This window comes from Simplicispira piscis, from assembly GCF_054783455.1.
The window spans coordinates 71,646-95,599 of sequence record NZ_BAAGQN010000027.1 but is presented as its reverse complement, the minus strand read 5'-3'; the positions used below and the strand labels follow the sequence as shown (position 1 = coordinate 95,599).

At 63.3% G+C, this 23,954-nt stretch carries 21 protein-coding genes; 12 read left to right on the top strand and 9 right to left on the bottom strand.

From position 1 onward, the window contains the following. The first annotated feature begins 9 nt into the window (after window positions 1–9). From ACYVOC_RS17270 to acs, 7 genes are all read left to right on the top strand, one after another. Window positions 10–801: an enoyl-CoA hydratase gene (locus ACYVOC_RS17270; RefSeq protein ID WP_461162584.1), complete on the top strand. Its 792-nt coding sequence runs from the start codon at window positions 10–12 to the stop codon at window positions 799–801. After that, window positions 801–2,126 (top strand): mechanosensitive ion channel family protein, encoded by a 1,326-nt coding sequence (locus ACYVOC_RS17265; RefSeq protein ID WP_116003246.1) that lies wholly within the window; start codon window positions 801–803, stop codon window positions 2,124–2,126. The genes ACYVOC_RS17270 and ACYVOC_RS17265 overlap by 1 nt, the downstream gene beginning before the upstream one ends. Window positions 2,127–2,293: 167 nt before the next feature. Then, window positions 2,294–3,043 (top strand): electron transfer flavoprotein subunit beta/FixA family protein, encoded by a 750-nt coding sequence (locus ACYVOC_RS17260; RefSeq protein WP_461162583.1) that lies wholly within the window; start codon window positions 2,294–2,296, stop codon window positions 3,041–3,043. A 12-nt stretch (window positions 3,044–3,055) separates the two neighbouring features. After that, window positions 3,056–3,988, top strand: a complete 933-nt coding sequence (locus ACYVOC_RS17255; protein ID WP_116003248.1) for an electron transfer flavoprotein subunit alpha/FixB family protein — start codon at window positions 3,056–3,058, stop codon at window positions 3,986–3,988. Between the two features lie 72 nt (window positions 3,989–4,060). Then, window positions 4,061–5,851, top strand: coding sequence for an acyl-CoA dehydrogenase (locus tag ACYVOC_RS17250; RefSeq protein ID WP_461162582.1), 1,791 nt, complete (start codon window positions 4,061–4,063; stop codon window positions 5,849–5,851). 89 nt (window positions 5,852–5,940) lie between these two features. Beyond that, window positions 5,941–6,897 carry an NAD(P)H-dependent flavin oxidoreductase gene (locus ACYVOC_RS17245; RefSeq protein WP_116003250.1) on the top strand — a complete coding sequence of 319 codons (957 nt, stop codon included), beginning with the start codon at window positions 5,941–5,943 and terminating at the stop codon, window positions 6,895–6,897. Window positions 6,898–7,025: 128 nt separating this feature from the next. Next, window positions 7,026–9,023 carry an acetate--CoA ligase gene (gene acs / locus ACYVOC_RS17240; RefSeq protein WP_461162581.1) on the top strand — a complete coding sequence of 666 codons (1,998 nt, stop codon included), beginning with the start codon at window positions 7,026–7,028 and terminating at the stop codon, window positions 9,021–9,023. A gap of 316 nt (window positions 9,024–9,339) precedes the next feature. On the opposite strand, the gene ACYVOC_RS17235 is transcribed toward acs, so the two are convergent. Further along, window positions 9,340–9,645 (bottom strand): c-type cytochrome, encoded by a 306-nt coding sequence (locus ACYVOC_RS17235; RefSeq protein ID WP_116003252.1) that lies wholly within the window; start codon window positions 9,643–9,645, stop codon window positions 9,340–9,342. Between the two features lie 99 nt (window positions 9,646–9,744). Here ACYVOC_RS17235 and ACYVOC_RS17230 point away from each other — a divergent pair, with 99 nt between their 5' ends. Both ACYVOC_RS17230 and ilvD read left to right on the top strand, forming a co-directional pair. Beyond that, entirely contained in the window at window positions 9,745–9,987 is a 243-nt protein-coding gene (locus ACYVOC_RS17230) for a TIGR04438 family Trp-rich protein (RefSeq protein ID WP_116003253.1), read from the top strand. 291 nt (window positions 9,988–10,278) lie between these two features. Further along, window positions 10,279–12,138: a dihydroxy-acid dehydratase gene (ilvD, locus tag ACYVOC_RS17225; protein ID WP_116003254.1), complete on the top strand. Its 1,860-nt coding sequence runs from the start codon at window positions 10,279–10,281 to the stop codon at window positions 12,136–12,138. 145 nt (window positions 12,139–12,283) lie between these two features. Here ilvD and bfr read toward each other — a convergent pair whose 3' ends face one another. After that, complete coding sequence (gene bfr, locus ACYVOC_RS17220; RefSeq protein WP_116003255.1) at window positions 12,284–12,760, bottom strand: bacterioferritin; 477 nt, start codon at window positions 12,758–12,760, stop codon at window positions 12,284–12,286. A gap of 59 nt (window positions 12,761–12,819) precedes the next feature. On the opposite strand from bfr, the gene lgt reads away from it, so the two are divergent. Beyond that, window positions 12,820–13,635, top strand: a complete 816-nt coding sequence (gene lgt / locus ACYVOC_RS17215) for a prolipoprotein diacylglyceryl transferase (protein ID WP_461162580.1) — start codon at window positions 12,820–12,822, stop codon at window positions 13,633–13,635. On the opposite strand, the gene ACYVOC_RS17210 is transcribed toward lgt, so the two are convergent. The 7 genes from ACYVOC_RS17210 to ACYVOC_RS17180 all read right to left on the bottom strand — a co-directional run bounded on the left by ACYVOC_RS17210 (window position 13,632) and on the right by ACYVOC_RS17180 (window position 23,021). Next, a complete protein-coding gene (locus ACYVOC_RS17210) occupies window positions 13,632–15,500 on the bottom strand; it encodes an AMP-dependent synthetase/ligase (protein ID WP_461162579.1) in 1,869 nt (622 codons plus the stop codon). The two genes, lgt and ACYVOC_RS17210, sit on opposite strands and share 4 nt — an antisense overlap. A 90-nt stretch (window positions 15,501–15,590) precedes the next feature. Next, window positions 15,591–16,469, bottom strand: a complete 879-nt coding sequence (locus ACYVOC_RS17205) for a beta-keto acid cleavage family enzyme (protein ID WP_461162578.1) — start codon at window positions 16,467–16,469, stop codon at window positions 15,591–15,593. After that, complete coding sequence (locus ACYVOC_RS17200; RefSeq protein WP_461162577.1) at window positions 16,466–18,466, bottom strand: acetyl/propionyl/methylcrotonyl-CoA carboxylase subunit alpha; 2,001 nt, start codon at window positions 18,464–18,466, stop codon at window positions 16,466–16,468. The genes ACYVOC_RS17205 and ACYVOC_RS17200 overlap by 4 nt, the downstream gene beginning before the upstream one ends. Next, a complete protein-coding gene (locus tag ACYVOC_RS17195; RefSeq protein ID WP_461162576.1) occupies window positions 18,463–19,290 on the bottom strand; it encodes an enoyl-CoA hydratase/isomerase family protein in 828 nt (275 codons plus the stop codon). Before ACYVOC_RS17195 ends, ACYVOC_RS17200 begins: the two co-directional genes overlap by 4 nt. Window positions 19,291–19,304: 14 nt before the next feature. Further along, window positions 19,305–20,459 carry an acyl-CoA dehydrogenase family protein gene (locus ACYVOC_RS17190; protein WP_461162575.1) on the bottom strand — a complete coding sequence of 385 codons (1,155 nt, stop codon included), beginning with the start codon at window positions 20,457–20,459 and terminating at the stop codon, window positions 19,305–19,307. A gap of 40 nt (window positions 20,460–20,499) precedes the next feature. Beyond that, window positions 20,500–22,122 (bottom strand): acyl-CoA carboxylase subunit beta, encoded by a 1,623-nt coding sequence (locus ACYVOC_RS17185; protein ID WP_461162574.1) that lies wholly within the window; start codon window positions 22,120–22,122, stop codon window positions 20,500–20,502. Beyond that, window positions 22,119–23,021 carry an SDR family oxidoreductase gene (locus ACYVOC_RS17180; RefSeq protein WP_116003263.1) on the bottom strand — a complete coding sequence of 301 codons (903 nt, stop codon included), beginning with the start codon at window positions 23,019–23,021 and terminating at the stop codon, window positions 22,119–22,121. The genes ACYVOC_RS17185 and ACYVOC_RS17180 overlap by 4 nt, the downstream gene beginning before the upstream one ends. A 146-nt stretch (window positions 23,022–23,167) precedes the next feature. Between ACYVOC_RS17180 and ACYVOC_RS17175 the strand changes: the two genes are divergently transcribed. Together ACYVOC_RS17175 and ACYVOC_RS17170 are read left to right on the top strand one after the other, a co-directional pair. Next, complete coding sequence (locus tag ACYVOC_RS17175) at window positions 23,168–23,464, top strand: SCP2 sterol-binding domain-containing protein (protein WP_116003264.1); 297 nt, start codon at window positions 23,168–23,170, stop codon at window positions 23,462–23,464. A 2-nt stretch (window positions 23,465–23,466) separates the two neighbouring features. After that, window positions 23,467–23,949: a MerR family transcriptional regulator gene (locus ACYVOC_RS17170; RefSeq protein ID WP_116003265.1), complete on the top strand. Its 483-nt coding sequence runs from the start codon at window positions 23,467–23,469 to the stop codon at window positions 23,947–23,949. Window positions 23,950–23,954: the final 5 nt, after the last annotated feature.

Here is a 23,954-nt window from a genome sequence, read left to right as displayed (position 1 = left end):
GAAATACACATGACGACTTCCAGCGCTGGTGAATTACTGCTCACGTCCTGTGACGCACGGGGCGTGGTCACACTCACCCTGAACGATCCCGCACGTTTCAATGCCCTGGGCTCCGACATGTTGACAGCCCTGCAGCAGGCGCTGGATGCGCTGGTGGGCGATGGGTCCGTGCGCGTGGTGGTTTTGGCGGGCGCGGGCAAGGCCTTTTGCGCTGGCCACAACCTCAAGGACATGGCCGCGCACCCGGAGTTGGGCTGGTACCAGCAGCTTTTTGCTCAGTGCAGCCGCATGATGCTGTCGCTGCAAAAGCTCGACGTTCCGGTGATTGCGCGGGTGCATGGCATGGCTACGGCAGCGGGCTGCCAGTTGGTTGCACAGGCCGACCTGGCGGTGGCGGTCGATAGCGCCAGTTTTGCCACCAGTGGTATCCACTACGGCCTGTTTTGCTCCACGCCCAGCGTGCCCCTGGTGCGCAACGTGCCTGCCAAGCGCGCCATGGAAATGCTCCTGACCGGCGATTTCATCGATGCCGCCACGGCACTGCGCGAAGGGCTGGTCAACCGCGTGGTGCCGGTCGATGCGCTCGACGCCGAGGTGGAGAAACTTGTCCAGTCCATTCTGGAAAAACCCCGCGTTGCCGTGGCCATGGGCAAGGCCCTGGTGTACCGCCAGCGCGAACTGGGCCTGGACGCTGCCTACCAGCTCGCTGGCCAGACCATGGCCGTGAACATGATGGATGAAGCCGCACAAGAGGGCGCCCGCGCTTTTGCGGAGAAACGCAAACCCCACTGGAAGTGCTGATGGCCACCAGGGTGCAGCCCTTGCTGGTGGATGGGGTGGATGCATGGCTGGAGGCGTTCACGCAGCCCAGCGTATTGATCGAACTGGGCGTGCTCGCCCTGTGCGCCGTGCTGGCTTGGGCGCTGGTGTCTGTGCTGCGCCGGGGCGCACGCACGACCGATGCCCGCTCCATACTGTTTGGCCGCAATGTGATCGATGGTGTTTTGTTTCCGCTGGTGCTGCTGGCGTTGGCCTATGTTGCGCGCACCCTGGTGCAGCAATGGATGCCGCTGGCGGCGTTTGCCGTGGCGATCCCTGTGCTGGTGGCCTTGGTGGTCATCCGCATGGGGGTCAAAGTGCTGCAGGCCGCTTTTCCGCAGGCGGGCTGGGTGCGGCCGATCGAGCGCAGCATTTCCTGGCTGGCCTGGCTGGTCATGGTGCTGTGGGTCACAGGCTTGCTGCCCATGGTGCTGCAAGAGCTGGGCGAAATCACCTGGAAGGTGGGCAACAGCACGCTGTCGGTACGCACCCTCATCGAAGGCACGCTGACAGCGGCGGCGGTGTTGCTGCTGTCCTTGTGGTTGTCGGCCGCCATCGAGGCCCGCTTGCTGCGTTCGGCCACGGGCGGCGAACTGTCGCTGCGCAAGGCCGTCAGCAACGCTACCCGTGCGCTGCTGGTTTTTGTGGGTCTGATCGTGGCCTTGTCTGCCGTGGGTATCGACCTGACGGCGCTGTCGGTACTGGGCGGTGCCATTGGCGTTGGAGTGGGTTTGGGCTTGCAGAAGCTGGCGGCGAACTATGTGAGCGGCTTTGTCATCCTTGCCGAACGCAGCATACGCATCGGTGACAACGTGCGCGTGGACGGGTTTGAGGGGCGCGTTACGGATATCAAGTCGCGCTACACGGTCATCCGGTCGCTTGGAGGCCGTGAATCCGTCGTACCCAACGAGATGATCACCACCAGCCGGGTTGAGAACCTCACCCTGGCGGACCCGCGTGTCTGGTCCTCGACCGTGGTCAGCGTGGGTTACGACAGCGACGTGGACTTGGTCTTGCGCCTGCTTGCCGATGCCACGCTGGAGAGCAGCCGCGTCCTGCGCGATCCCGCCCCTAGCGTGGCGCTGTCGGCCTTCGGTGCCGACGGGCTCGAATTCACCGTGGGGTTCTGGATTGCCGACCCCGAGAACGGACAGATGGGTTTGCGCTCCCAGGTTAATCTGGCCATCCTGCGGTCCTTGCGGGCGCACGGTATCGACATTCCCTTTCCCCAGCGGGTGCTGCATTTGACGGGCGCTGCTCCGGGGCAGATGCCCCTGGCGGGCTCAGACCGGGCGCTGGCCGACTAAAGTGCTGGACAAGCAGGGGCCCTGCTGGCCTATAATCACCAAAAAGCACGATCGTTCTTTTTTTGTCGTCGGGTTCTGGCAAAGAGTCTCGTGCTTTCGCTGCACTGCGGCATAAAATGTTCTGGTTTACGTAAACGTCAATTCAATCAACTTTAGGAGCCGCAGCAATGAAGGTTTTGGTCCCTGTCAAGCGCGTGGTGGATTACAACGTGAAGGTCCGCGTCAAGTCGGACGGTACGGGTGTAGACATCGCCAACGTGAAGATGAGCATGAATCCCTTTGACGAAATCGCCGTCGAAGAGGCCGTGCGCCTGAAGGAAAAAGGCGTGGTCACCGAAGTCATTGCTGTCTCGTGCGGCGTGGCCCAATGCCAGGAAACCCTGCGCACGGCCATGGCCATCGGCGCAGACCGTGCCATCCTGGTCGAAACCACCGAGGAACTGCAACCCCTGGCTGTGGCCAAGCTGCTCAAGGCCCTGGTGGACAAAGAGCAACCCGGGCTCATCATTCTGGGCAAACAGGCCATCGACGACGATGCCAACCAGACGGGTCAAATGTTGGCAGCCTTGGCCGATCTGCCCCAGGCGACTTTTGCCTCCAAGGTCGAGATCAATGGCGACAAGGTCAGCGTCACCCGTGAGGTGGATGGCGGCCTGGAGACCTTGTCACTGTCTCTGCCTGCCGTGGTCACGACCGACCTGCGCCTGAACGAGCCGCGCTACGTCACCTTGCCCAACATCATGAAGGCGAAGAAGAAGCCGCTCGACATCGTCAAGCCTGAAGACCTGGGCGTCGATGTTGCACCGCGCCTCAAGACCCTCAAGGTATCCGAGCCTGCCAAGCGCGGCGCCGGCATCAAGGTGGCAGACGTGGCCGCCCTGGTGGAAAAGCTCAAGAACGAAGCCAAAGTCATCTAAGGAGAACAAAAAATGACCGCACTCGTTATCGCAGAACACGACAACGCCAGCATCAAGGGCGCCACGCTCAACACCATCACTGCCGCTGTGCAGTGCGGTGGTGACGTGCATGTGCTTGTGGCCGGACACAACGCCGCCGCCGCCGCCGCCGCCGCCGCCCAGGTGGCCGGCGTCGCCAAGGTGCTGCACGCCGACAGCGCAGCCCTCGAACAGGGCCTGGCCGAGAACGTTGCTGCCCAGGTGCTGGCCGTTGCCAGCAGCTACAGCCACATCCTGTTCCCCGCCACCGCGGCTGGCAAGAACGTCGCCCCGCGCGTGGCCGCCAAGCTCGACATGGGCCAGATCAGCGAAATCAGCAAGGTGGTCAGCGCCGACACGTTCGAGCGCCCCATCTACGCCGGTAACGCCATTGCCACCGTGCAGAGCCTTGACGCCACCAAGGTCATCACCGTGCGCACGACCGGTTTCGACGCCGCTGCTGCCACCGGTGGCAGCGCCTCCGTGGAGAGCCTGGCCGCTGTCGCCGACTCCGGCAAGAGCAGCTTCGTGGGCCGCGAAATAGCCAAGAACGATCGCCCAGAACTGACCGCAGCCAAGATCATCGTCTCGGGTGGCCGGGCACTGGGCAGCAAGGAAAAGTTCGACGAAGTCATGACTCCGCTGGCCGACAAGCTGGGCGCTGCCATTGGTGCCAGCCGTGCTGCAGTGGATGCAGGCTACGCCCCCAACGACCTGCAAGTGGGGCAAACCGGCAAGATCGTGGCGCCGCAGCTCTACATTGCCGCAGGCATCTCGGGCGCCATCCAGCATCTGGCGGGTATGAAAGACTCCAAGGTGATCGTGGCGATCAACAAGGACCCCGAAGCGCCGATCTTCAGCGTGGCCGACTACGGCCTGGAAGCCGACCTGTTCACGGCCGTGCCGGAACTGGTCAAGGCCCTGTAAAGCACTGTCGTGCGCGAAAAGGCATCGCTTGCGATGCCTTTTTTTTGACTTTTGCATCTCCCGGAGAACCCCATGAGCTACACCGCCCCCGTCAAGGACATGCTGTTCAACATGCAGCACCTGGCCCACATCGAACAGGTCGCACAGATTCCAGGCTTTGAGGACGCAGGCCTGGACACGGCCACCGCCGTGCTCGAGGAGTGCGCCAAGTTCACCGAGGGTGTGCTGGCACCGCTGAATTTCGAGGGGGACAAGAATCCCTCGTCCTGGAAGGACGGCGTTGTGACAGCCACGCCTGGCTTCAAGGATGCCTTCCGTCAGCTCACCGAAGGTGGCTGGCAGGGTCTGCAGCATCCACAGGACTTTGGTGGCCAGGGCCTGCCCAAGACCATTGGCGCAGCCTGCATGGAGATGCTCAACAGCGCCAACATGAGCTTTGCGTTGTGTCCGCTGCTGACCGACGGCGCCATCGAAGCGTTGTTGACAGCTGGCAGCGACGAGCTCAAGGCCATCTATCTGGAAAAACTCATTTCCGGCCAATGGACCGGCACCATGAATCTGACCGAGCCGCAGGCCGGCTCTGACCTGGCGCTGGTACGCACCAAGGCCGATCCGCAGCCTGATGGCACGTACAAGGTGTTTGGCACCAAGATATTCATCACCTGGGGTGAACACGACATGGCCGAGAACATCGTCCACCTCGTGCTGGCCCGTGTGCAGGGCGCGCCCGAGGGCGTCAAGGGCATCAGCCTGTTTGTTGTGCCCAAGTTCCTGGTGAACAAGGACGGCAGCCTGGGCGCGCGCAACGACGCGCACTGCGTCAGCATCGAGCACAAGCTGGGCATCAAGGCCAGTCCCACGGCCGTGCTGCAGTTTGGCGACCACGGCGGCGCCGTGGGCTACCTCGTGGGCCAGGAAAACCGTGGCCTCGAGTACATGTTCATCATGATGAACGCCGCCCGCTATGGCGTCGGTATCCAGGGCATCGCCATCGCCGAGCGCGCCTACCAGAAGGCCGTGCAGTACGCTAAGGACCGCGTGCAGAGCCGCCCCGTGGACGGCAGCATCAACGCCAGCGCGGCCATCATCCACCACCCCGACGTCAAGCGCATGCTCATGACCATGCGCGCCACCACCGAAGGCTGCCGCGCCATGGCCAGCACGGCCGCTGCCGCCTACGACGCGGCGCACCACCACCCGGACGCCGAGGTGCGCAAGGAAAACGCCACGTTCTATGAATTCATGGTACCGCTGGTCAAGGGCTATAGCACCGAGATGAGCATCGAGGTTGCAAGCCTGGGCGTGCAGGTGCACGGCGGTATGGGTTTCATTGAGGAAACCGGTGCGGCCCAGTACTACCGTGACGCAAAAATTTTGACCATCTACGAGGGTACGACTGCCATCCAGGCCAACGACCTTGTGGGCCGCAAGACGGCGCGCGATGGTGGCCAGACTGCCCGTGGCGTGGCCGCTCAGATCGCCCAGACTGAAAGCGAATTGCAGGCCAGTGGAACCCCTGCGGCCCTGGCCATGGCCAGTCGCCTGGGCGCTGCGCGCAAGGCTTTTCTGGACGTGGTGGACTTTGTTTGCGGCGGCGCCAAGGCATCGCCCAATGCGGTGTTTGCCGGTAGCGTGCCCTACCTTATGTTGGCGGGTAATTTGGTGGCGGGCTGGCAAATGGCCCGCGCGCTGCTGGTGGCGCAGGAACTGTTGCACAAGGGACAGGACGAGGCCTTTATGCGTGCCAAGATTGCCACAGCGCAGTTCTATGCAGAACACATCCTGGTCAAGGCGGCCGGTTTGCGCGACAGCATCGTTGAAGGCGCTGACAGCGTAACGGCCCTTGCGCTGGATTCATTCTAAATTTTGCTATGAAAACAATAGCTTTTGGCGCTCTTGAATAGGGCGTTACAGGCTCATTTCACTCATATTTTTATTCTGCGAAAGTTGCCATGTCCAAACTGCCACCGGTTCTGCAAAAGCTCTCGCTGCCCGTCATTGGGTCGCCCTTGTTCATCATCAGCAACCCCCAGTTGGTGATCGAGCAATGCAAGGCCGGCATTGTGGGCGCCATGCCCTCGCTCAATGCCCGTCCTGCCGAACAGTTGGACGAATGGCTGGCCGAGATCACCGAAACCCTGGCCGCCTGGGACAAGGCGCACCCGGAGCAACCCGCAGCGCCGTTTGCCATCAACCAGATCGTGCACAAGAGCAACGACCGGCTGGAGCACGACATGCAGGTCTGCGCCAAGTACAAGGTGCCGATCGTCATCACCAGCCTGGGTGCGCGTGAAGACGTGAACCAGGCGGTGCACGCCTGGGGTGGCATCGTGCTGCACGACATCATCAACAACAAGTTTGCGCACAAGGCCATCGAGAAGGGGGCCGATGGCCTGATCGCAGTGGCAGCAGGCGCAGGTGGCCATGCCGGGGTGAAGAGCCCCTTTGCCCTGGTGCAGGAAATCCGCCAGTGGTTCGACGGCCCGCTGGCGCTCAGCGGCGCCATCGCCACGGGCGATGCTGTGCTGGCGGCACAAGCCATGGGCGCTGATTTTGGCTACATCGGCTCGGCCTTCATCGCGACGGAAGAAGCGCGCGCCAGCGATGCTTACAAGCAGGCCATCGTCGATGGAAATTCAGACGACATCGTCTACAGCAACCTGTTCACAGGCGTGCACGGCAACTACCTGGCACCGTCGATCCGAGCGGCGGGCATGGACCCTGACAATCTGCCCGAGTCCGATCCGAGCAAGATGAATTTTGGTGGCAACTCCACCAAGGCCTGGAAGGACATCTGGGGCTGCGGCCAGGGCATTGGCGCAGTGCAGGCGGTGACGACCACAGCGGCGCTGGTGGCTCGTTTGCGCGACGAATACAAGGCTGCGCGAGCGCGTTTACTGGCCGCCTGATCGGGCTGCGGCTGTCCCGCCGACTCGGCGGGTGGCAAAACGGGGCTGTGAGGGCCCAGTCAGTAGCATGTAAGTGCGTGCATGGACAGTCTCGGGTGAACCTTCACCGATTTTCAGGAGACACACCCATGAGCGCGCCATCGAATGCCATTGAATCCACTCTGGTGGAAAACCGCGTTTTCCCGCCTGCGGACGCCACCGTGCAGGCCGCCCGCGTTTCCGGTATGCCTGCCTACGAGGCCCTGTGCGCCGAAGCCGCAGCGGACTACGAGGGCTTCTGGGCGCGCCTGGGCCGCGAGCACCTGCAGTGGACCAAGCCGTTCACGCAGACCCTGGACGAATCCAACGCGCCGTTTTACCAGTGGTATGCAGACGGCGAGCTCAATGCCTCGGCCAACTGTCTCGATCGCCATATGGGCACGCCCGCCGAGAACAAGACCGCCATCATCTTCGAGGCCGATGACGGCTCGGTGACCCGTGTCACCTACAAGGAGCTGCTGGTGCGGGTCAGCCGCTTCGCCAATGCACTCGCTGCGCTGGGCGTGGGCAAGGGCGATCGCGTGCTGATCTACATGCCCATGACCATCGAAGGCGTGGTGGCCATGCAGGCCTGTGCGCGCCTTGGCGCCATCCACAGCGTGGTATTTGGCGGTTTCTCGGCCAAGGCTGTGCATGAGCGCGTCATTGACGTGGGCGCCAGTGTTGTCATTACCGCCAACGCCCAACTGCGCGGCGGCAAGGAGCTGCCCCTCAAGGCCATCATCGACGAAGCCCTGGCCATGGGCAATTGCGAGAACGTGCGCAACGTGCTGGTGTTCGAGCGCACCAAGACGGCCTGCAACATGGTGGCCGGGCGCGACCTCACTTTCAGCCAGGCGATGGAAGGCCAGTCCGACATTTGCGAGCCGGTCGCCGTGGGCGCCGAGCATCCGCTGTTTATCCTCTACACCTCGGGCTCGACCGGCAAGCCCAAGGGTGTGCAGCACAGCACCGCGGGCTACCTGATGTGGGCCAAGGCCACCATGGAGTGGACCTTCGATATCCAGCCCAGCGACGTGTTCTGGTGCACGGCCGACATCGGCTGGATCACTGGCCATACCTATGTCACCTACGGCCCCTTGGCTGCAGGGGCTACGCAGATCATTTTTGAGGGCATCCCCACCTACCCGAACGCTGGTCGCTTCTGGCAGATGATTGAGCGCCACAAGTGCACGGTGTTCTACACAGCCCCCACAGCGATCCGCTCGCTCATCAAGTCGGCCGATGCTGATCCCGCTGTGCATCCTGCGCGGTCGGATCTGTCGAGCCTGCGCATCCTGGGTAGCGTGGGCGAGCCTATCAATCCCGAAGCCTGGATGTGGTACTACAAAAACGTCGGTGGCGAGCGTTGCCCCGTGGTGGACACGTTCTGGCAGACCGAAAACGGTGGCCATGTCATCACTCCGCTGCCTGGCGCGACGCCGCTGGTGCCCGGCAGCTGCACGCTACCCTTGCCCGGCATCATGGCCGCCATCGTGGACGAAACGGGCAATGACATTCCTAATGGCTCGGGTGGCATGCTGGTCATCAAGCGTCCCTGGCCCAGCATGATCCGCACGATCTGGGGTGACCCGGAGCGCTTCAAGAAGAGCTATTTCCCCGATGAGATGGGTGGCACGACGTACCTCGCTGGCGATGGCGCAGTGCGCAGCGCTGATCGTGGCTACTTCCGCATCACGGGCCGCATCGACGACGTGCTCAACGTCTCGGGCCACCGTATGGGCACCATGGAAATCGAATCGGCCCTGGTAGCAAAGACGGATCTGGTGGCAGAAGCCGCTGTGGTGGGGCGCCCCGACGATGTGACGGGCGAAGCCATCTGCGCCTTCGTGGTGCTCAAGCGCAGCCGCCCCACGGGCGAGGAAGCCAAGCAGATCGCCAAGGAGTTGCGCGACTGGGTGGCCAAGGAAATCGGCCCCATCGCCAAGCCCAAGGACATCCGCTTCGGCGACAACCTGCCCAAGACCCGCAGCGGCAAGATCATGCGCCGCTTGCTGCGCTCCATCGCCAAGGGCGAAGCCATCACCCAAGACACAAGTACGTTGGAGAATCCGGCGATTCTTGATCAATTGGCTGAAACCAATTGATCAAGCAGCCGCCGCAAGGCGGCAGGCGCATGGCGCCTTCGCCGGATTCGGAGAGCACTCATGTCGCGCAGCGACGTGATGTGTTCGCCAAAATCCCGTTAGTTTCAATCAATTGGCTGAAACCAATTGATCAAGCAGCCGCCGCAAGGCGGCAGCGCGCAGCGCGTTTTGGCTGAATAAAAAAGGGGGCGTCGCGAGGCGCCCTTTTCTTATGTGGCGACAACCACAAACAAAAACCGCCGCGTCCTTGGCAGGATTGCGGCGGTTTCGGGGGGGGCTGCCAACGGGTTGGCAAACCGTGTGACCAAAGACCGAATTACTTGAGCGACAGAACCCAGTCGACCAGCTTCTTGGCTTCGGCTTCGTTGACCTGGGCGTTAGCGGGCATGGGCACTGGGCCCCACACGCCTTTGCTGCCCTTCATGACGTGGGTGATCAGGGTCGCTTCAGCGTCTTTCTGGCCAGCATACTTTTTCGCCACTTCCTTGTAGGCAGGGCCCACGAGCTTCTTGTCCACTGCGTGGCAGGCCATGCAGTTCTTGGACTTGGCCAGCGCCTCATCGGCCAAGGCAGGAGCGGCAACAGCCAGCGTCATAGCGAGGGTAATCAGGGTGCGCTTCATCGTGGTCTTTCCTCTGGGTTGGGTTACATTGATGCAACGCGATTGTAATGACTCAGGTTGACTGCAGCCATACCATTACGGCATCTTTTGAGGATTATCATGTACATGCTTGGCTTGGGAATCATTCTGGCACTTCTCAAATACCTTGAAATCGGCCCTGTTGCCGCATGGTCTTGGTGGTGGGTGCTGACACCGTTTGGCCTGACATTTTTGTGGTGGGCCTGGGCCGACAGCACCGGCTATACCAAGCGCAAAGCGATGGAAAAAATGGACCAGCGCAAGCAGGACCGTATCGACAAGCACAAGGAAGCGCTGGGCATGCGCCCGCGCAAGCCGCGCTAAGAGCGACTCACAAAACGTTTCTGGCGTCGTTGCCGCGTCTTGTCGTAATACCCGTACTGCCTGCGACACAGCGCCTCGCCAGAACCGCTTCGCTGGGTTTTGTGATCCGCTCTAAAAGCCGGTGCCTGTAGTGCTGGCGTAGTCTTTTGATACCGCGAGCGAACCCGGTTCGCGTTGTGCATGACCCTGTTGCGGTTGTGCTGGTCTTTGTCGCACGGCTTGGTCGGAAAATCCCTGCGACATAATCAAAAAATCTCTTTTATTTAACCGCCCCACGGACGATTCGACACCATGCCAGCCTACCGTTCCAAAACCTCCACCGCCGGACGCAACATGGCCGGTGCGCGTGCCCTGTGGCGCGCCACCGGCATGAAAGATGATGACTTCCAGAAGCCCATCATCGCGGTCGTCAATTCCTTCACACAGTTCGTGCCTGGACATGTGCACCTCAAGGACATGGGGCAACTGGTGGCGCGCGAGATCGAGGCCGCAGGCGGCGTGGCCAAGGAGTTCAACACCATTGCCGTGGACGACGGCATTGCCATGGGCCACGACGGCATGCTGTACTCGCTACCCAGCCGCGACATCATTGCCGACTCGGTCGAGTACATGGTCAATGCCCACTGCGCCGACGCCATGGTGTGCATCTCCAATTGCGACAAGATCACCCCCGGCATGCTCATGGCCGCCATGCGCGTCAATATTCCCGTGGTGTTCGTGTCGGGCGGCCCCATGGAGGCGGGCAAGGTCCAGCTGGCCACGCCAGGCACGCACTCCCTGACGTTCAAAAAACTCGACCTGATCGACGCCATGGTGATGGCGGCTGATGACACAGCGTCCGACGCCGACGTGGCCGAGGTGGAGCGCAGCGCCTGCCCCACCTGCGGCTCCTGCTCGGGCATGTTCACCGCCAACTCCATGAACTGCCTGACCGAGGCCCTGGGCCTCTCGCTGCCCGGCAACGGCACCACGCTGGCGACGCACTCCGACCGTGAACAGCTGTTCAAGCGCGCCGGGCGCTTGGTGGTGGACCTGTGCAAACGTTACTACGAGCAAGAGGACAGCAGCATCCTGCCGCGCTCCATGGGCTTCAAGGCATTTGAGAACGCCATGACGCTGGACATTGCCATGGGCGGCTCGACCAACACCATCCTGCACATTTTGGCGATTGCGCAAGAGGCCGAGATCGACTTCACCATGGCCGACATTGACCGCCTCTCGCGCGTTGTGCCGCAGCTGTGCAAAGTGGCGCCCAATACCGACAAGTACCACATTGAAGACGTGCACCGCGCTGGAGGCATCATGGCCATCCTGGGTGAGCTCGACCGCGCAGGCAAGCTGCACACCGATACACCCACGGTGTACGCAAAGACCCTGAAGGATGCGCTGGACGAGTGGGATATTGCCCGCAACCCGTCGGATGCCGTCAAAACCTTCTATATGGCTGGCCCGGGTGGCATCCCTACCCAGACGGCCTTCAGCCAGAGCACCCGCTGGCCCAGCCTGGACCTGGACCGCGCCCAGGGGTGCATTCGCTCCGGCGAGCATGCTTTTTCGCAAGAGGGTGGCCTGGCCGTGCTGGTGGGCAACATTGCGCTCAAGGGGTGCGTGGTTAAAACGGCAGGTGTGGATGACGCACTGATGGTGTTTGAAGGCCCGGCCCACGTGACCGAATCGCAAGACGAAGCGGTGGCCAATATTCTGGACGACAAGGTCAAGGCGGGCGACATCGTGATCGTGCGCTACGAAGGCCCCAAAGGCGGCCCCGGCATGCAAGAGATGCTCTACCCCACCAGCTACATCAAGTCCAAAGGCCTGGGCAAAGCCTGTGCACTGCTGACCGACGGGCGCTTCTCCGGCGGAACCTCGGGTCTGTCCATTGGCCATGCCTCACCCGAGGCCGCAGCCGGTGGTGCGATTGGCCTGGTGCGCAATGGTGACCGCATCCGCATCGATATCCCGAACCGCAGCATCAACGTGCTGGTGTCCGATGAAGAACTGGCCAAACGCCGCGCCGAACAGGATGCCAAGGGCTGGAAGCCTGCCCAGCCGCGCCCGCGCAAGGTGTCGGCTGCACTCAAGGCCTATGCCAAGTTGGTGATGTCGGCAGACAAAGGCGCAGTGCGCGACTTGTCGCTGCTGGACGACTGATTCGGCTCATCCAGGTCCATCTAAAAAATGCCGTTCCAGCGAATGCTGAGACGGCATTTTGCTATCTTATAAATAGCTTTTTGCGCTTATGGGGTAAGCGTTAGAGGCTAATTTGACTGATATTTTTTAGCCGTTGTGAGATCAGTCAGGACGATGCTCCGGTCTGGCTCTGAAGGTAGTTCTCCAGACCGATCTTCTCGATCAGGCCCAGTTGCTTTTCCAGCCAGTAGGCATGGTCTTCCTCGGTGTCGCGCAATTGGGCCAGCAGCAAGTCGCGGCCCACGTAGTCGGCCACGCTCTCGCACAGCGCCATGCCTTTTTGCAGGGCTGCGCGCACCTCGTACTCCAGTGCCAGGTCTTTTTGCAGCATTTCGGGCACGGTACGGCCAAAAGCAAACTCTCTGGGCCGCATGTCGGGCGTACCGCCCAGGAACAGGATGCGGCGCAGCAGGGCATCGGCGTGCTGCGTTTCTTCCTGCATCTCGTGGTCCATGCGGGCAAACAGGCGGGTAAGGCCCAGGTCTTCATAGATGCGTGAGTGGATGAAGTACTGGTCGCGCGCTGCCAACTCACCGCGCAGCAGTTCCTTGAAATAAGCGATGACTTCGGGGTGGCCTTGCATAGTGTTTCCTCCATTGCTGGTGCCAGTATCGCGCAGGCGCGGGCACAATACCGCCCAACATGCTGACATACCCCCACATTGATCCCGTCGCCTTGCAACTGGGCCCGGTTGCCATCCACTGGTATGGCCTGACCTATCTCGCCGCCTTCGGATTGTTTATGTTCCTCGGCCTGCAGCGCCTGCGCCATGAACCCTTTGTATCCATCACCGGCCCTGGCGCCTGGACGCGCAAAGACGTGGAGGACATTCTTTTCCTGGGCGTGATGGGCGTCGTGCTAGGCGGGCGCCTGGGCTACTGCCTGTTCTACAAGCCGGGCTATTACGCCAGCCATCCGCTGGAAATTTTCGCCATCTGGCAAGGTGGCATGAGCTTTCATGGCGGCCTGCTGGGCGTGATTGCCTCCATGCTGTGGTTTGCCCATTCACGCAAACGCCCCTGGATGCAGGTGGCGGATTTTGTGGCGCCTTGTGTACCCACGGGCCTGGCGGCGGGGCGGGTGGGCAACTTCATTAATGGGGAGCTGTGGGGGCGCTTTTCCAGCCCCGATCTGCCCTGGGGCATGGTGTTTGCGCAGAGCGGGTCCTTGCAGCCCCGGCATCCCTCGCAGATTTACCAGTTTCTGCTGGAAGGATTGCTGCTGTTCGTTCTCTTGTGGCTCTACGCCCGCCGCGAACGCCCGCAGGGCCAGGTGGCCGCCGCGTTCCTGGTGGGGTATGGCGTGCTGCGTTTCATTGCCGAGTATTTCCGTGAACCCGACAGCTTTTTAGGGCTGTTGTCCCTGGGTATGAGCATGGGCCAGTGGCTGTGCCTGCCCATGGTCTTGGCTGGAACCGGGATGTGGCTGTATTGCGGCCGGCGTGCTGCGCGCAACTAGACCGGGTTCGCGGTATCGCGGTAAAGCGCTTCGATCTCGGCCGCGTACTGCCGCTGCACCACGTTGCGGCGGATTTTTTGCGTGGGCGTGAGGCAGCCGTTGTCGATGGAGAAGTCGTCCTGGATGACGCTGAACTTGCGGATGTGGGCTACGCGCGCCTGCCGCGCGTTGACGGCATCGATTCCGCGCTGTAGTTCTTCGTGCACCTGGGGGCTTGTGCGCCATTGCGCCAGCGTGCCTGGCAGGTCGTGCTGCTGCGCAAAGCTCTGCAGCACATCGGTTTTGAGCGTCAGCAGCGTGGCCAGGTAGTTGCGCGAGTCGCCCACGACCACCGCATGCTCCACCAGGGGCAGGTTCATCAGATCGGCCTCGATGTTGCCGGGTGAGATGTTTTTGCCGCCCGAGGTGATGAGCAGGTCTTTCTTGCGGCCGGTCACGTAGATGAAACCGTCTTCGTCGATACGGCCCAGATCGCCGCTGTGCAGCCAGCCGTCCTGCAGCGTCTCGGCCGTGGCTTCCGGGCGGCCTTTGTAGCCCCTGAACACATTGGGCCCTTTGACGAGGATTTCGCCGTCTTCGGCAATGCGCACCTGTACGCCGGGCAGGGGCTTGCCTGCGGCTCCGATGCGGATGAAGCCCGGCAGGCTGATGGCGGTGGGGCCACTGTCTTCCGACTGGCCATAGACCTCGCCAATGACCAAATCGAGGCTGGTGAAGAACTGCAGGTTCTCCACGGAGATCGGTGCAGCGCCCGAGAGCAGGATGCGCGCCTGGTCAAAACCCAGCGCCTTTTGCACCTTTTTGTGCACCAGCTTGCCCGCCAAGCGCTTTTTCATATCCCGCCAGGCACTGGGCTCCTGTCCTTGCAAAGCCTTGGCATGCCAGTCGCGCCCGGCACGCAGCGCCCAGCGTGCCAGAGCCGCCTTGGTGCCGGTGGCGGCGTCCAGCTTGCTGGTAATGGCCGCCTGCATCTTCTCCCAGACACGGGGTACGCCAAAGAAGATGGTGGGATGCACCTCCTGTAAATGCTCGCCCAGGGTCTCCAGCGAATTGGCGAAGTACACCTGATAGCCCGCCAATACATGGTTGCAGATGGCCCCCATTTGTTCGGCCACATGGGCCAGCGGCAGGTAGGAAATCAAACGGTCTTGTGGCGTTACCGCGAACGCGGCCGAGAGCCCGGCCGAGGTCCAGCTCAGGTTGGCATGGCTCAGCTCTACGGCTTTGGGGTGGCCCGTGGTGCCAGAGGTGTAGATCAGCGTGGCAATGTCGCTTTCTTCAATGGCGTCCAGGCGCCGCTGCACCTCGCCATCGTGCTCCATGCCGGCGCCAAGCGCCATGAAAGCCTCCCAGTCCATGGGAGGGTTGATGCCATTGGAGGCCTGTGCGGGCAGTTCAGTGCTGGCGCGCCGCATCATCACCGTGGCGCGCAGGCGGGACAGGGATTGGGGCTCCGCTGCCGCCTTCTGCCACTGCTGCGGGTTTTCCACCAACAGAACCGCACAGCCACTGTGCTCCACGATGTAGGCGATTTCGTTGGCCGCGCTGCTCCAGTAAATGCCGGCCGCCACGCCGCCCACCATCATCGCCGCGAGATCCATCGTGGTCCATTCAGGCCGGTTGAAGCCCAGGATGCACACGGCGTCGCCCGGCTGCACACCCAGCGCCACCAGGGCGCGCGCGGCCTGGCGCACCTGGGCGGCATAGTCGCCCCAATTCGTGGCCTGCCAGCCAGTGGCATCGCGCACGTAGTAGGCGGGATGCGTGGGCTGGCGCGCAGCGGTGCGCAAAAGGCGTGCAGGAATGCTGGCGAACTGGCTGTCGCGGGCCGCCAGGGGCACCTTGCGCGCGTCGGTGATGGGCATGTTTTTTGTCTCCTTGGCTTTTGTTTATTCAGCGCGGCGTCGCCGCGCTTGGCCTGGCCCTTCTATGGGGCCTTGGCTTGACCACCGTTGTCAGGCTTTCAGCCCAAGCATCTGCCGCGCCTCAGCGGGCGATGCGATGCCGCGCCCGGCGTTCTGCGCGCATTGCGCCAGGGCCTCGATGAGCGGGCCGTTGCCGCCAGCGCGGCTGCCGTCCGGCAGGTAGAAGGTGTCTTCCAGCCCGGTGCGCAGCATGCCGCCCAGCTCAGCGGTTTTTTGGTGCACAGGCCAGATCTCCTGGCGGCCGATCAGCGTGGCCTGCCAAACGGCGCCCGGTGCCATCCACTGGGGCAGCAGCTCCAGCAATTGCGCATCGCAGGGCATGCCCGAGGCCACGCCCATCACCAGGTTGTATTCGGGGCGGCCCATCTCGGGCCTCAGCATGCCGTTCTTGATGTACATGGTGGTCGAGCGCACGATGCCCACGTCGAAGCACTCGAACTCGGGGTGCGTCCCGCACTCGGCCATGACGTCAAGAAACTGCTGCACCTTGGCCACCGGGTTGTCGAACACCATGGGCGGCCAGGCCCAGGTGCTGTCTTCCTTGAGCTTGAGGTAGTTCAGGCTGCCCGCGTTGCAGGCAGCGATTTCGGGGCGCACGCGGCGGATGCAGGCGAGTGGCCCGCTGATGTCCTTGCCGACGACGCCGGTGGTCAGGTTGATGATGACGCCCGGGCAGGCCTGGCGGATGGCGTCCACAATTTCTTGTGCCACATCGGGGTCCCAGCTGGGCATGTGGCCCATGCCTTCTTGCTGGGAGCGGATGTGCACATGCATGATGGAAGCACCCGCATCAAATGCCTGGCGGGCCTGTGCGGCCATCTGCTCGGGCGTGACGGGTACGGGATGCTGCAGGGGGTTGGTCAGCACGCCGGTGAGGGCGCAGGTCAGGATGGCTTTGTTGTTGCTCATGGTGTGGTCTCTTCGGTGGTGAGTTCAAGTTCTGCGAGCACGCTGCCTGCAGCCACGCTGCCTTTGAGTGCTGCATGCAGGGCGGTAACGGTGCCATCAGCGCGGGCGCTGAGCCACATTTCCATCTTCATGGCCTCTACGCAGAGCAGGGGCTGGCCTGCCTTGACCTGGTCGCCCACGGCCACGGAGATGGCGCAGACGGTGCCTGCCACGGGCGAGCGCAGTTTGCGCGGGTCAAGGGCCTGGTCGGTTTGCGGGAAGGGTGATTTCTCTTCGAACACAAACACCGCAGCGCCCAAGGAGAGCGTTACCCGGCCACCGTGCAGCAAGCACAGGGCCTGCCGCTGCACACCGCCCTGGCGGTAGTGCAGGCGGTGGTCTTGCAAGGCAATGTGCTCAAAGTCGAAGGCCTCGCCGCTGGCCAGCTCCACCGTCACCTGCGCACCGTGGGGGCGGATGCGCACGGCCTGGCTTTCGGCCGTGCCTTGCAAAGCCAGCGTGGTGCTCCAGGCGGCCACGCTGTCGGGCCGCAAGGCGTCCGAGGTTTGCGCCACCAGTGCAGCAGCAGCCAGGGCCCAGGTATTGGCGTCCGCTTGCGGCGCTTGCAGCAGAGCAACGCCTTCCTGCATCCATTGGTCGATGGTCGCGGTGTGCATGCGCGCTGCGCGAAAGTCGGGGTGGTCCAGCAGGTCGCGCAGGAAGCGTGCGTTGTTGCGCACCCCCAGCAGCGGGCTGTCTTCCAGTGCGGCCATCAGGCGGCGGATAGCGTCGTTGCGGTCGCGGCCGTGCGCGATCAGCTTGGCCACCATGGGGTCGTACCAGGGGGTGATGGAGCCACCTTCCCGAATGCCAGCGTCAATGCGCACCTCGCCAAAGGCGCATTGCCCCCGTGCACGGCCTGCCAGGGCGAGCTCGGGGCGCCAGAACTGCACCGGGCCGGTCTGCGGGGCAAAGCCGTTGTAGGGGTCTTCGGCGTAGAGCCGCACTTCGATGGCGTGGCCGTCGAGGCGGATGTCCTGCTGCTGCAGCGGCAGGGGTTCGCCCGCTGCCACGCGCAGCTGCCACTCGACCAGATCCAGGCCGGTGATGCATTCGGTCACCGGGTGCTCCACCTGCAGACGGGTGTTCATTTCCAGGAAGTAGTGGCGGTTTTCGCTGTCCACGATGAACTCCACCGTGCCCGCGCCGCGGTAGCCCACCGCCAGGGCGGCGGCCACGGCGTCTGCGCCCATCTGCGCGCGCATCTGCGGCGAGACGATGGGGGAGGGCGCTTCTTCAATGACCTTCTGGCGGCGGCGCTGCGCGGTGCAGTCGCGCTCGCCCAGGTGCACGGCGTTGCCATGCGCGTCGGCAAACACCTGGATCTCGATATGGCGCCCGCCTTCAATCAGGCGCTCCAGCATCAGTGAGCCGTCGCCAAACGCGCTGGTGGCTTCGCGCCGGGCTCCCGCCAAGGCTTCGGGCACCTCGGCCAGGTCACGCACCAGGCGCATGCCGCGACCGCCGCCGCCGTTCACGGCCTTGACGAGCAAAGGGGCTTGCAAGCGGGCGGCTTCGCGCAGCAGGCATTCGTCGCTCTGGTCTTCGCCCAGGTAGCCAGGCGCGCAGGGCACACCGGCGTCGACCATGCGCCGCTTGGCGACGGCCTTGTCGCCCATGGCCGTAATGGCCGATGCAGGGGGGCCGATGAAGACGAGACCGGCGCCCGCGCACGCCTGCGCAAAATCGGCGCGCTCGGACAGGAAGCCGTAGCCTGGGTGCACCGCATCGGCGCCGGTGAAGCGCGCGGCTTGCAACAAGGCATCGATCGACAGATAACTTTCGGTCGCTGGTGCCGGGCCGATGTGCACCGATTCATCGGCCAGGGCGACATGGGGGGCTTGGGCATCGGCGTCGGAATACACGGCGACGGTGCGGTAGCCGAGTGCGCGAGCGGTCTTAATAACCCTGCAAGCGATCTCCCCTCGGTTTGCAATCAGTATTTTCGAAAAAGTCATGCCGGAACCCAAGTCGGTTTGCGTTTCTGCAGAAATGCGCTGGTGCCTTCCTGGCCTTCGGGGCCTTGCACAGCGCGTGAGAAGAGCGCTGCAGCCTCGTCCACCAAATCGGCGGGAGGGTTCCAGCGCGCCTTGGCCATCAGCGCCTTGGTGGCGGCCAGGGCCCCGGGTGCGCAGGCCAGAATGTCGGTCAGCACGGCCTGTACGGCACTGTCCACTTCGGTGGTTTGCACCTGCTGGTGCACGAGGCCAATGGCCAGGGCTTGTGCCGCATCCAATCGCCCGCCGGTGACGGCCAGGCGCTTGGCCTGGGAGTAGCCCAGCCGCTCGACGAGGAAAGGTGCAATCTGCGCGGGTACCACGCCGAGCGCGGTTTCCGGCAGTCGGAAGTGGGCCGTTTCGGTGGCAATGGCCACATCGGCCACGCAGGCCAGACCAAAGCCGCCGCCCATCACCGTGCCCTCCAGCACCGCCACCACGGCCAGCGGCGTGTCGGCAAAAGCCGCGCACATGCGGCCGAAAGCGGCGTTGACTTCGGCCACAGGATCGTGGACAAGGTCGGTGCCCGTTGGCGATTCCAGGGCGCGCATGCGGGCCATGGCCATGTCCTTGAGGTCGCCCCCCGCGCAGAAATGCCCGCCCGCGCCGCGCAGCACCACCACGCGGGTCGGCTGGGCGCTGCCCACGCTGACTTCGGCCTGCGCCAGGGCCTGACGCAGCTCCTCCACCATGGCCAGCGACATGGCGTTGCGCACGTCGGGGCGGTTCAAGGTGATTTCGAGCACGGGGCCCGTATTCACAGCGTTAATAGCTATAAAACTCATAGCATTCATCCGCTTTAGCGCTTCTTGCCGGGGAGGGTGCCTTCGAGCTTGCAGATGATGCCGAGCATGATTTCGTCGGCCCCACCACCGATGGAGATCAGGCGGCTGTCGCGGTAGGCCTGCGAGATCGGGTTGTCAAACGTAAAGCCCATGCCGCCCCAGTACTGCAGGCAGCTGTCGGTGACTTCTCGCGAGAGGCGCCCGGCCTTGAGCTTGGCCATGGAGGCGAGTTTGGTCACGTCCTTGCCCGCAACGTAGGATTCGACGGCGCGGTAGGTCAGCGCGCGCAGGCATTCCACCTCGGTGCGCAACTCGGCCAGGCGAAAGTGCACCACCTGGTTGTTCAGGATGGGCTGGCCAAACGTGTGGCGCTGGCGGGTGTATTCGATGGTCTGGTCGATCAGGTTGTCCAGGGACCGCAGGCTGCTGGCCGCACCGTACAGACGCTCTTCCTGGAACTGCAGCATCTGGAACATGAAGCCCGCACCTTCCTGGCCAATCAGGTTGCGCTGGGGCACGCGCACGTTGTCGAAAAAGAGCTGCGCGGTGTCGCTCGAATGCATGCCGATCTTCTCGATCTTCTGGCGTGTGATGCCGGGTGCATCCATGGGCACCATGATGAGCGACTTGTTCGAGTGCACCTGCCCCTCGCTGGTGTTGGCCAGCAGGCAGCACCAGTCGGCCTGCATGCCGTTGGTGATCCACATCTTGGAGCCGTTGATGACGTAATCGCCGCCGTCCTTTTTGGCCGTGGTCTTGAGCGCGGCCACGTCCGAGCCGCCGGTGACCTCGCTCACGCCGATGCAGCCCACCATGTCGCCGGCAATCGCCGGGGCCAGGAATTCCTTGCGCAGTTCGTCGCTGCCAAAGCGCGCCAGCGCCGGGGTGCACATGTCGGTCTGCACGCCAATGGCCATGGGCACGCCGCCCACGTTGCAGTCGCCCAGCGCTTCGGCCATCACCATGGAGTAGCTGAAGTCCAGCCCCATGCCGCCGAACTCGGTGGGGTACTTGATGCCCAGCAGGCCCAGGTCGCCCATCTTTTTGAAGAGCTCGCGCGCGGGGAAGATGCCTGCCTTTTCCCATTCGGCCGTGAAGGGGTTGATCTCGTTGGCGACAAACTTGCGCACGGTGTCGGAAATCTGCTCGTGCTCGGGGGTGAATTGCATGGTGTTTTCTCCAGAAAAAGGGGGGATCGGCGCAGGGTGCTTAGAAGCGCGCCACGCCAAAGGTGTTGGGGTGCAGCACGCGCGCTCTGGCGTCGCGTGCCATCGCCAGGCACAGCGCCAGCACGTTGCGGGTGTCGCGCGGGTCGATGATTCCGTCGTCCCACAGGCGGGCGGTGCCAAACAGCACGTCGGATTCAAGGTCCAGGCGCCGCTTGAGCTGATCGCTCATGGCCTGGATACCGGCTTCGGCCTGCTCGTTCATCGGCACACCGGCGCGCTCGAGCTTGCCGCGGCTGATCATCTCCATGACCATGGCGGCCTGCGCGCCGCCCATCACGGCGGTGCGTGCGCTGGGCCAGGTGAAGATGAAGTCGGGATCGAACCCGCGCCCGCACATGCCGTAGTTGCCCGCGCCAAACGAGCCGCCGACTACGATGGTGAACTTGGGCACCCGCGCATTGGCCACGGCCTGGATCATCTTGCTGCCGTGCTTGATGGCACCGGCGCGCTCGGCCGCCGTGCCCACCATGTAGCCTGTGGTGTTCTGTAAAAACACCAGCGGCGTGCCGCTCTGGTCGCACAGCTGGATGAACTGCGCCGCCTTGACCGAGCCCGTGGGCTGGATGGGGCCGTTGTTGGCGATGATGCCGACATGGTGGCCATCAATGCGTGCATGGCCGCACACCGTGTCGCTGTCGAAGGCCCCCTTGAATTCGAGGAAGTGCGAGCCGTCCACGATGCGGGCGATGATCTCGCGGGCGTCGTAGGGCTCGCGCTCGTCTGCCGGGACGATGCCCAGCAGCTCCTCGGCGGGAAACAAAGGCGCACGCACGCTGGCGCCCTGCGCACTGGCCTCGTCCCAGGGCAGGTGGTCCATCAGGTCGCGGGTCAGTGCAATGGCGTGCGCATCGTTCTCGGCCAGGTATTCACCCAAGCCTGTCACGCTGGCGTGCATCTCGCTGCCACCCAGTTCCTCGTCGGTCGCATCTTCGCCAATGGCTGCTTTGACGAGTGGTGGGCCCGCCAGGTAGATGCTTGAGCGCCCTTTCACCAGCACCACATAGTCGGACAGACCCGGCAGGTAGGCGCCGCCCGCCGTGGACGAACCATGCACCACCGCGATCTGCGGAATGCCCGCAGCCGACAGGCGCGCCTGGTTGGCAAAACTGCGCCCGCCATCGACAAAAATATCGGCCTGGTACATCAGATTGGCGCCGCCCGATTCGACCAGCGCAATCAGCGGCAGCTTGTTCTGCAGCGCGATGGCCTGCGCGCGCAGGCCTTTCTTGAGGCCCATGGGCGCCACGGTGCCGCCCTTGACAGCGCTGTCGCTGGCGGAAATGAGCACGCGCTTGCCCGCCACCTGGCCGATGCCGACGATGGAGCCGCCGCCCAGCACGGCCTTCTTGCCGTCGTCGTCGTGCATCCCCAAGCCGGCCAGGGCGCTGAGTTCCAGAAAGCTGCTGCCCCGGTCGAGCAGGCGTGCGACCCGTTCGCGCGGAAGCAACTGGCCTTTTTTCTCGAACTTGCCTTGCTTGGAGGCCGACTCGGCCACCACCTTGCCTTGCAGGCCTTGCACCTGCGCGAGGCGTTCGGCCATGCGCTCGGCATTGCGGCGAAAGCTGTCGCTGTGTGCGTCGATCAGTGTGCGCAGAGCAGTCATGGGTTCAGCACCTCCGGTGTCTGCGCGCGGTGAAAGCCCTCAAACGGCGGGCAGCGGTCGTGGTCCATGGTCGGGAAGACCGGGCTGCCCAGCGATGCCGCGCCGTCAATCTGCAGCGTGACGCCGCTGATAAAGGCCGCACCGGGGCTGAGCAGAAAGACGATGGCCGCGCTGATTTCTGCCTCGGTGGCCAGGCGCCGCATGGGCACATGCTGTCGCAGCTTTTTAATCATCGCCCGGACAGGGCCTTCGTAGCTGTCCATGCCCGAGGAGGCCACCCAGCCGGGCGATACGGCATTGACGCGCACACCCGCTTGTGCCCACTCAAACGCAGCGCTCATGGTCAGGTTGCTCATGCCGGCGCGGGCCGCGCCCGAGTGGCCCATGCCCGGCATGCCGTTGCGAAAGTCGGCCGTCATGTTGACGATTGCGCCGCCATGCTCCTGCATGCTTTGCAGAAACACCTCGCGCATCATCAAAAAACCGCCGGTGAGGTTGTTGCTGACGACCGCTTCAAAGCCGCGCTTGCTGATGGCCTGCAGCGGCGCCGGGAACTGCCCGCCCGCGTTGTTGACCAGTCCGTCGATACGGCCCACGCGCGCCACCACGGCGGCTACCGCAGTTTTTACCGCGTCTTCGTCGCGGATGTCGAAGGCCTGGGTTTCGCACTGGCCGCCGTCGTCGCGGATCTCTTGCGCCACGCGGTCGAGCTTCTCCTGCGTACGCCCGCTGATGACAACGCGCGCACCGAGCGAGGCGAGCTCATGCGCCACGCAGCGGCCAATACCGCTGCCGCCGCCGGTCACCCACAAGGTGCGGCCCTGGAAAAGTCCGCCGCGAAAGATGCTGTGGTACTGCGCCGGGGCGGGAGTCTGAAGGGGAAGGGTAGGCTGGTTCATGTCGATTGCAGATCAAGGATGACGTATTAGACTAATGCATGACGTTTACGTCAACCTAATTTCTTATAGGTATTTTCCCTTTGGTTATGGGAACTCATTGCACTTATGATGCTGACCTTGTTTACCCCATCTTCACAAGGAACACCATGAACATCCAGGAATGCACCGACGCCATCCGCGCCAAAGTGGGCGACGACAGCGGTTTGAACGCCGTGCTCAAGTTCGATTGCGGCGCTGACGGCCAGATCGTCATCGACGGTGCGGCGGCGCCCAATACCGTGGACAACAATGACCGTGATGCCGACTGCACCGTGGCCATCACGCTGGAAAACCTGAACAACCTGCTCACCGGCAAGCTCGATCCGGTGACCGGCTTCATGGGTGGCAAGTTCAAGGTCAGCGGCGACATGAGCCTCGCCATGAAGCTGCAGCGGGTGGTCTGACCATGGTGGCTGGCCGCACCCCCGGCTCTGCCGACCGGCAGGCCGCCGCCACGGAGGCGGCGCGCCAGGTGCTGGCCGATCATTTTTCGGACGACAAGGACTCCGAGCTGTTCGGCGTCACCGAGTTGTGCAATGCCTTTGATGTGACGCCGCGCACCCTGCGCTTTTACGAAGACAAGGGCTTGCTCAGCCCGCGCCGCATCAATGGCACCCGTGTTTACAGTCGGCGCGACCGCGCGCGGCTGGCGCTGATCCTGCGCGCCAAGGTCATTGGCTCGTCGCTCGCCGAGATCAAGCAGTACCTGGACATGTATGGCCAGGCGGGCGAAGGTCGCGAGCAGCAGCTGCGCTATGTGCTTGCCCGCACCGATGGCGCCATTGCCGAGCTGGAGCAAAAGCTCACCCACATTGAAAGCAGCCTGGCCGAGTTGCGCATCATCAACAGCAACGTGCGCCAGAACCTGGGGCTGCCTCCACTGGAATAACTTGG

Coding starts and splice junctions, on each gene's coding strand:
- ACYVOC_RS17270 (WP_461162584.1), top strand. CDS start 10: ATGACGACTTCCAGCGCTGGTGAATTACTGCTCACGTCCTGTGACGCA.
- ACYVOC_RS17265 (WP_116003246.1), top strand. CDS start 801: ATGGCCACCAGGGTGCAGCCCTTGCTGGTGGATGGGGTGGATGCATGG.
- ACYVOC_RS17260 (WP_461162583.1), top strand. CDS start 2,294: ATGAAGGTTTTGGTCCCTGTCAAGCGCGTGGTGGATTACAACGTGAAG.
- ACYVOC_RS17255 (WP_116003248.1), top strand. CDS start 3,056: ATGACCGCACTCGTTATCGCAGAACACGACAACGCCAGCATCAAGGGC.
- ACYVOC_RS17250 (WP_461162582.1), top strand. CDS start 4,061: ATGAGCTACACCGCCCCCGTCAAGGACATGCTGTTCAACATGCAGCAC.
- ACYVOC_RS17245 (WP_116003250.1), top strand. CDS start 5,941: ATGTCCAAACTGCCACCGGTTCTGCAAAAGCTCTCGCTGCCCGTCATT.
- acs (WP_461162581.1), top strand. CDS start 7,026: ATGAGCGCGCCATCGAATGCCATTGAATCCACTCTGGTGGAAAACCGC.
- ACYVOC_RS17235 (WP_116003252.1), bottom strand. CDS start 9,645: ATGAAGCGCACCCTGATTACCCTCGCTATGACGCTGGCTGTTGCCGCT.
- ACYVOC_RS17230 (WP_116003253.1), top strand. CDS start 9,745: ATGTACATGCTTGGCTTGGGAATCATTCTGGCACTTCTCAAATACCTT.
- ilvD (WP_116003254.1), top strand. CDS start 10,279: ATGCCAGCCTACCGTTCCAAAACCTCCACCGCCGGACGCAACATGGCC.
- bfr (WP_116003255.1), bottom strand. CDS start 12,760: ATGCAAGGCCACCCCGAAGTCATCGCTTATTTCAAGGAACTGCTGCGC.
- lgt (WP_461162580.1), top strand. CDS start 12,820: ATGCTGACATACCCCCACATTGATCCCGTCGCCTTGCAACTGGGCCCG.
- ACYVOC_RS17210 (WP_461162579.1), bottom strand. CDS start 15,500: ATGCCCATCACCGACGCGCGCAAGGTGCCCCTGGCGGCCCGCGACAGC.
- ACYVOC_RS17205 (WP_461162578.1), bottom strand. CDS start 16,469: ATGAGCAACAACAAAGCCATCCTGACCTGCGCCCTCACCGGCGTGCTG.
- ACYVOC_RS17200 (WP_461162577.1), bottom strand. CDS start 18,466: ATGACTTTTTCGAAAATACTGATTGCAAACCGAGGGGAGATCGCTTGC.
- ACYVOC_RS17195 (WP_461162576.1), bottom strand. CDS start 19,290: ATGAGTTTTATAGCTATTAACGCTGTGAATACGGGCCCCGTGCTCGAA.
- ACYVOC_RS17190 (WP_461162575.1), bottom strand. CDS start 20,459: ATGCAATTCACCCCCGAGCACGAGCAGATTTCCGACACCGTGCGCAAG.
- ACYVOC_RS17185 (WP_461162574.1), bottom strand. CDS start 22,122: ATGACTGCTCTGCGCACACTGATCGACGCACACAGCGACAGCTTTCGC.
- ACYVOC_RS17180 (WP_116003263.1), bottom strand. CDS start 23,021: ATGAACCAGCCTACCCTTCCCCTTCAGACTCCCGCCCCGGCGCAGTAC.
- ACYVOC_RS17175 (WP_116003264.1), top strand. CDS start 23,168: ATGAACATCCAGGAATGCACCGACGCCATCCGCGCCAAAGTGGGCGAC.
- ACYVOC_RS17170 (WP_116003265.1), top strand. CDS start 23,467: ATGGTGGCTGGCCGCACCCCCGGCTCTGCCGACCGGCAGGCCGCCGCC.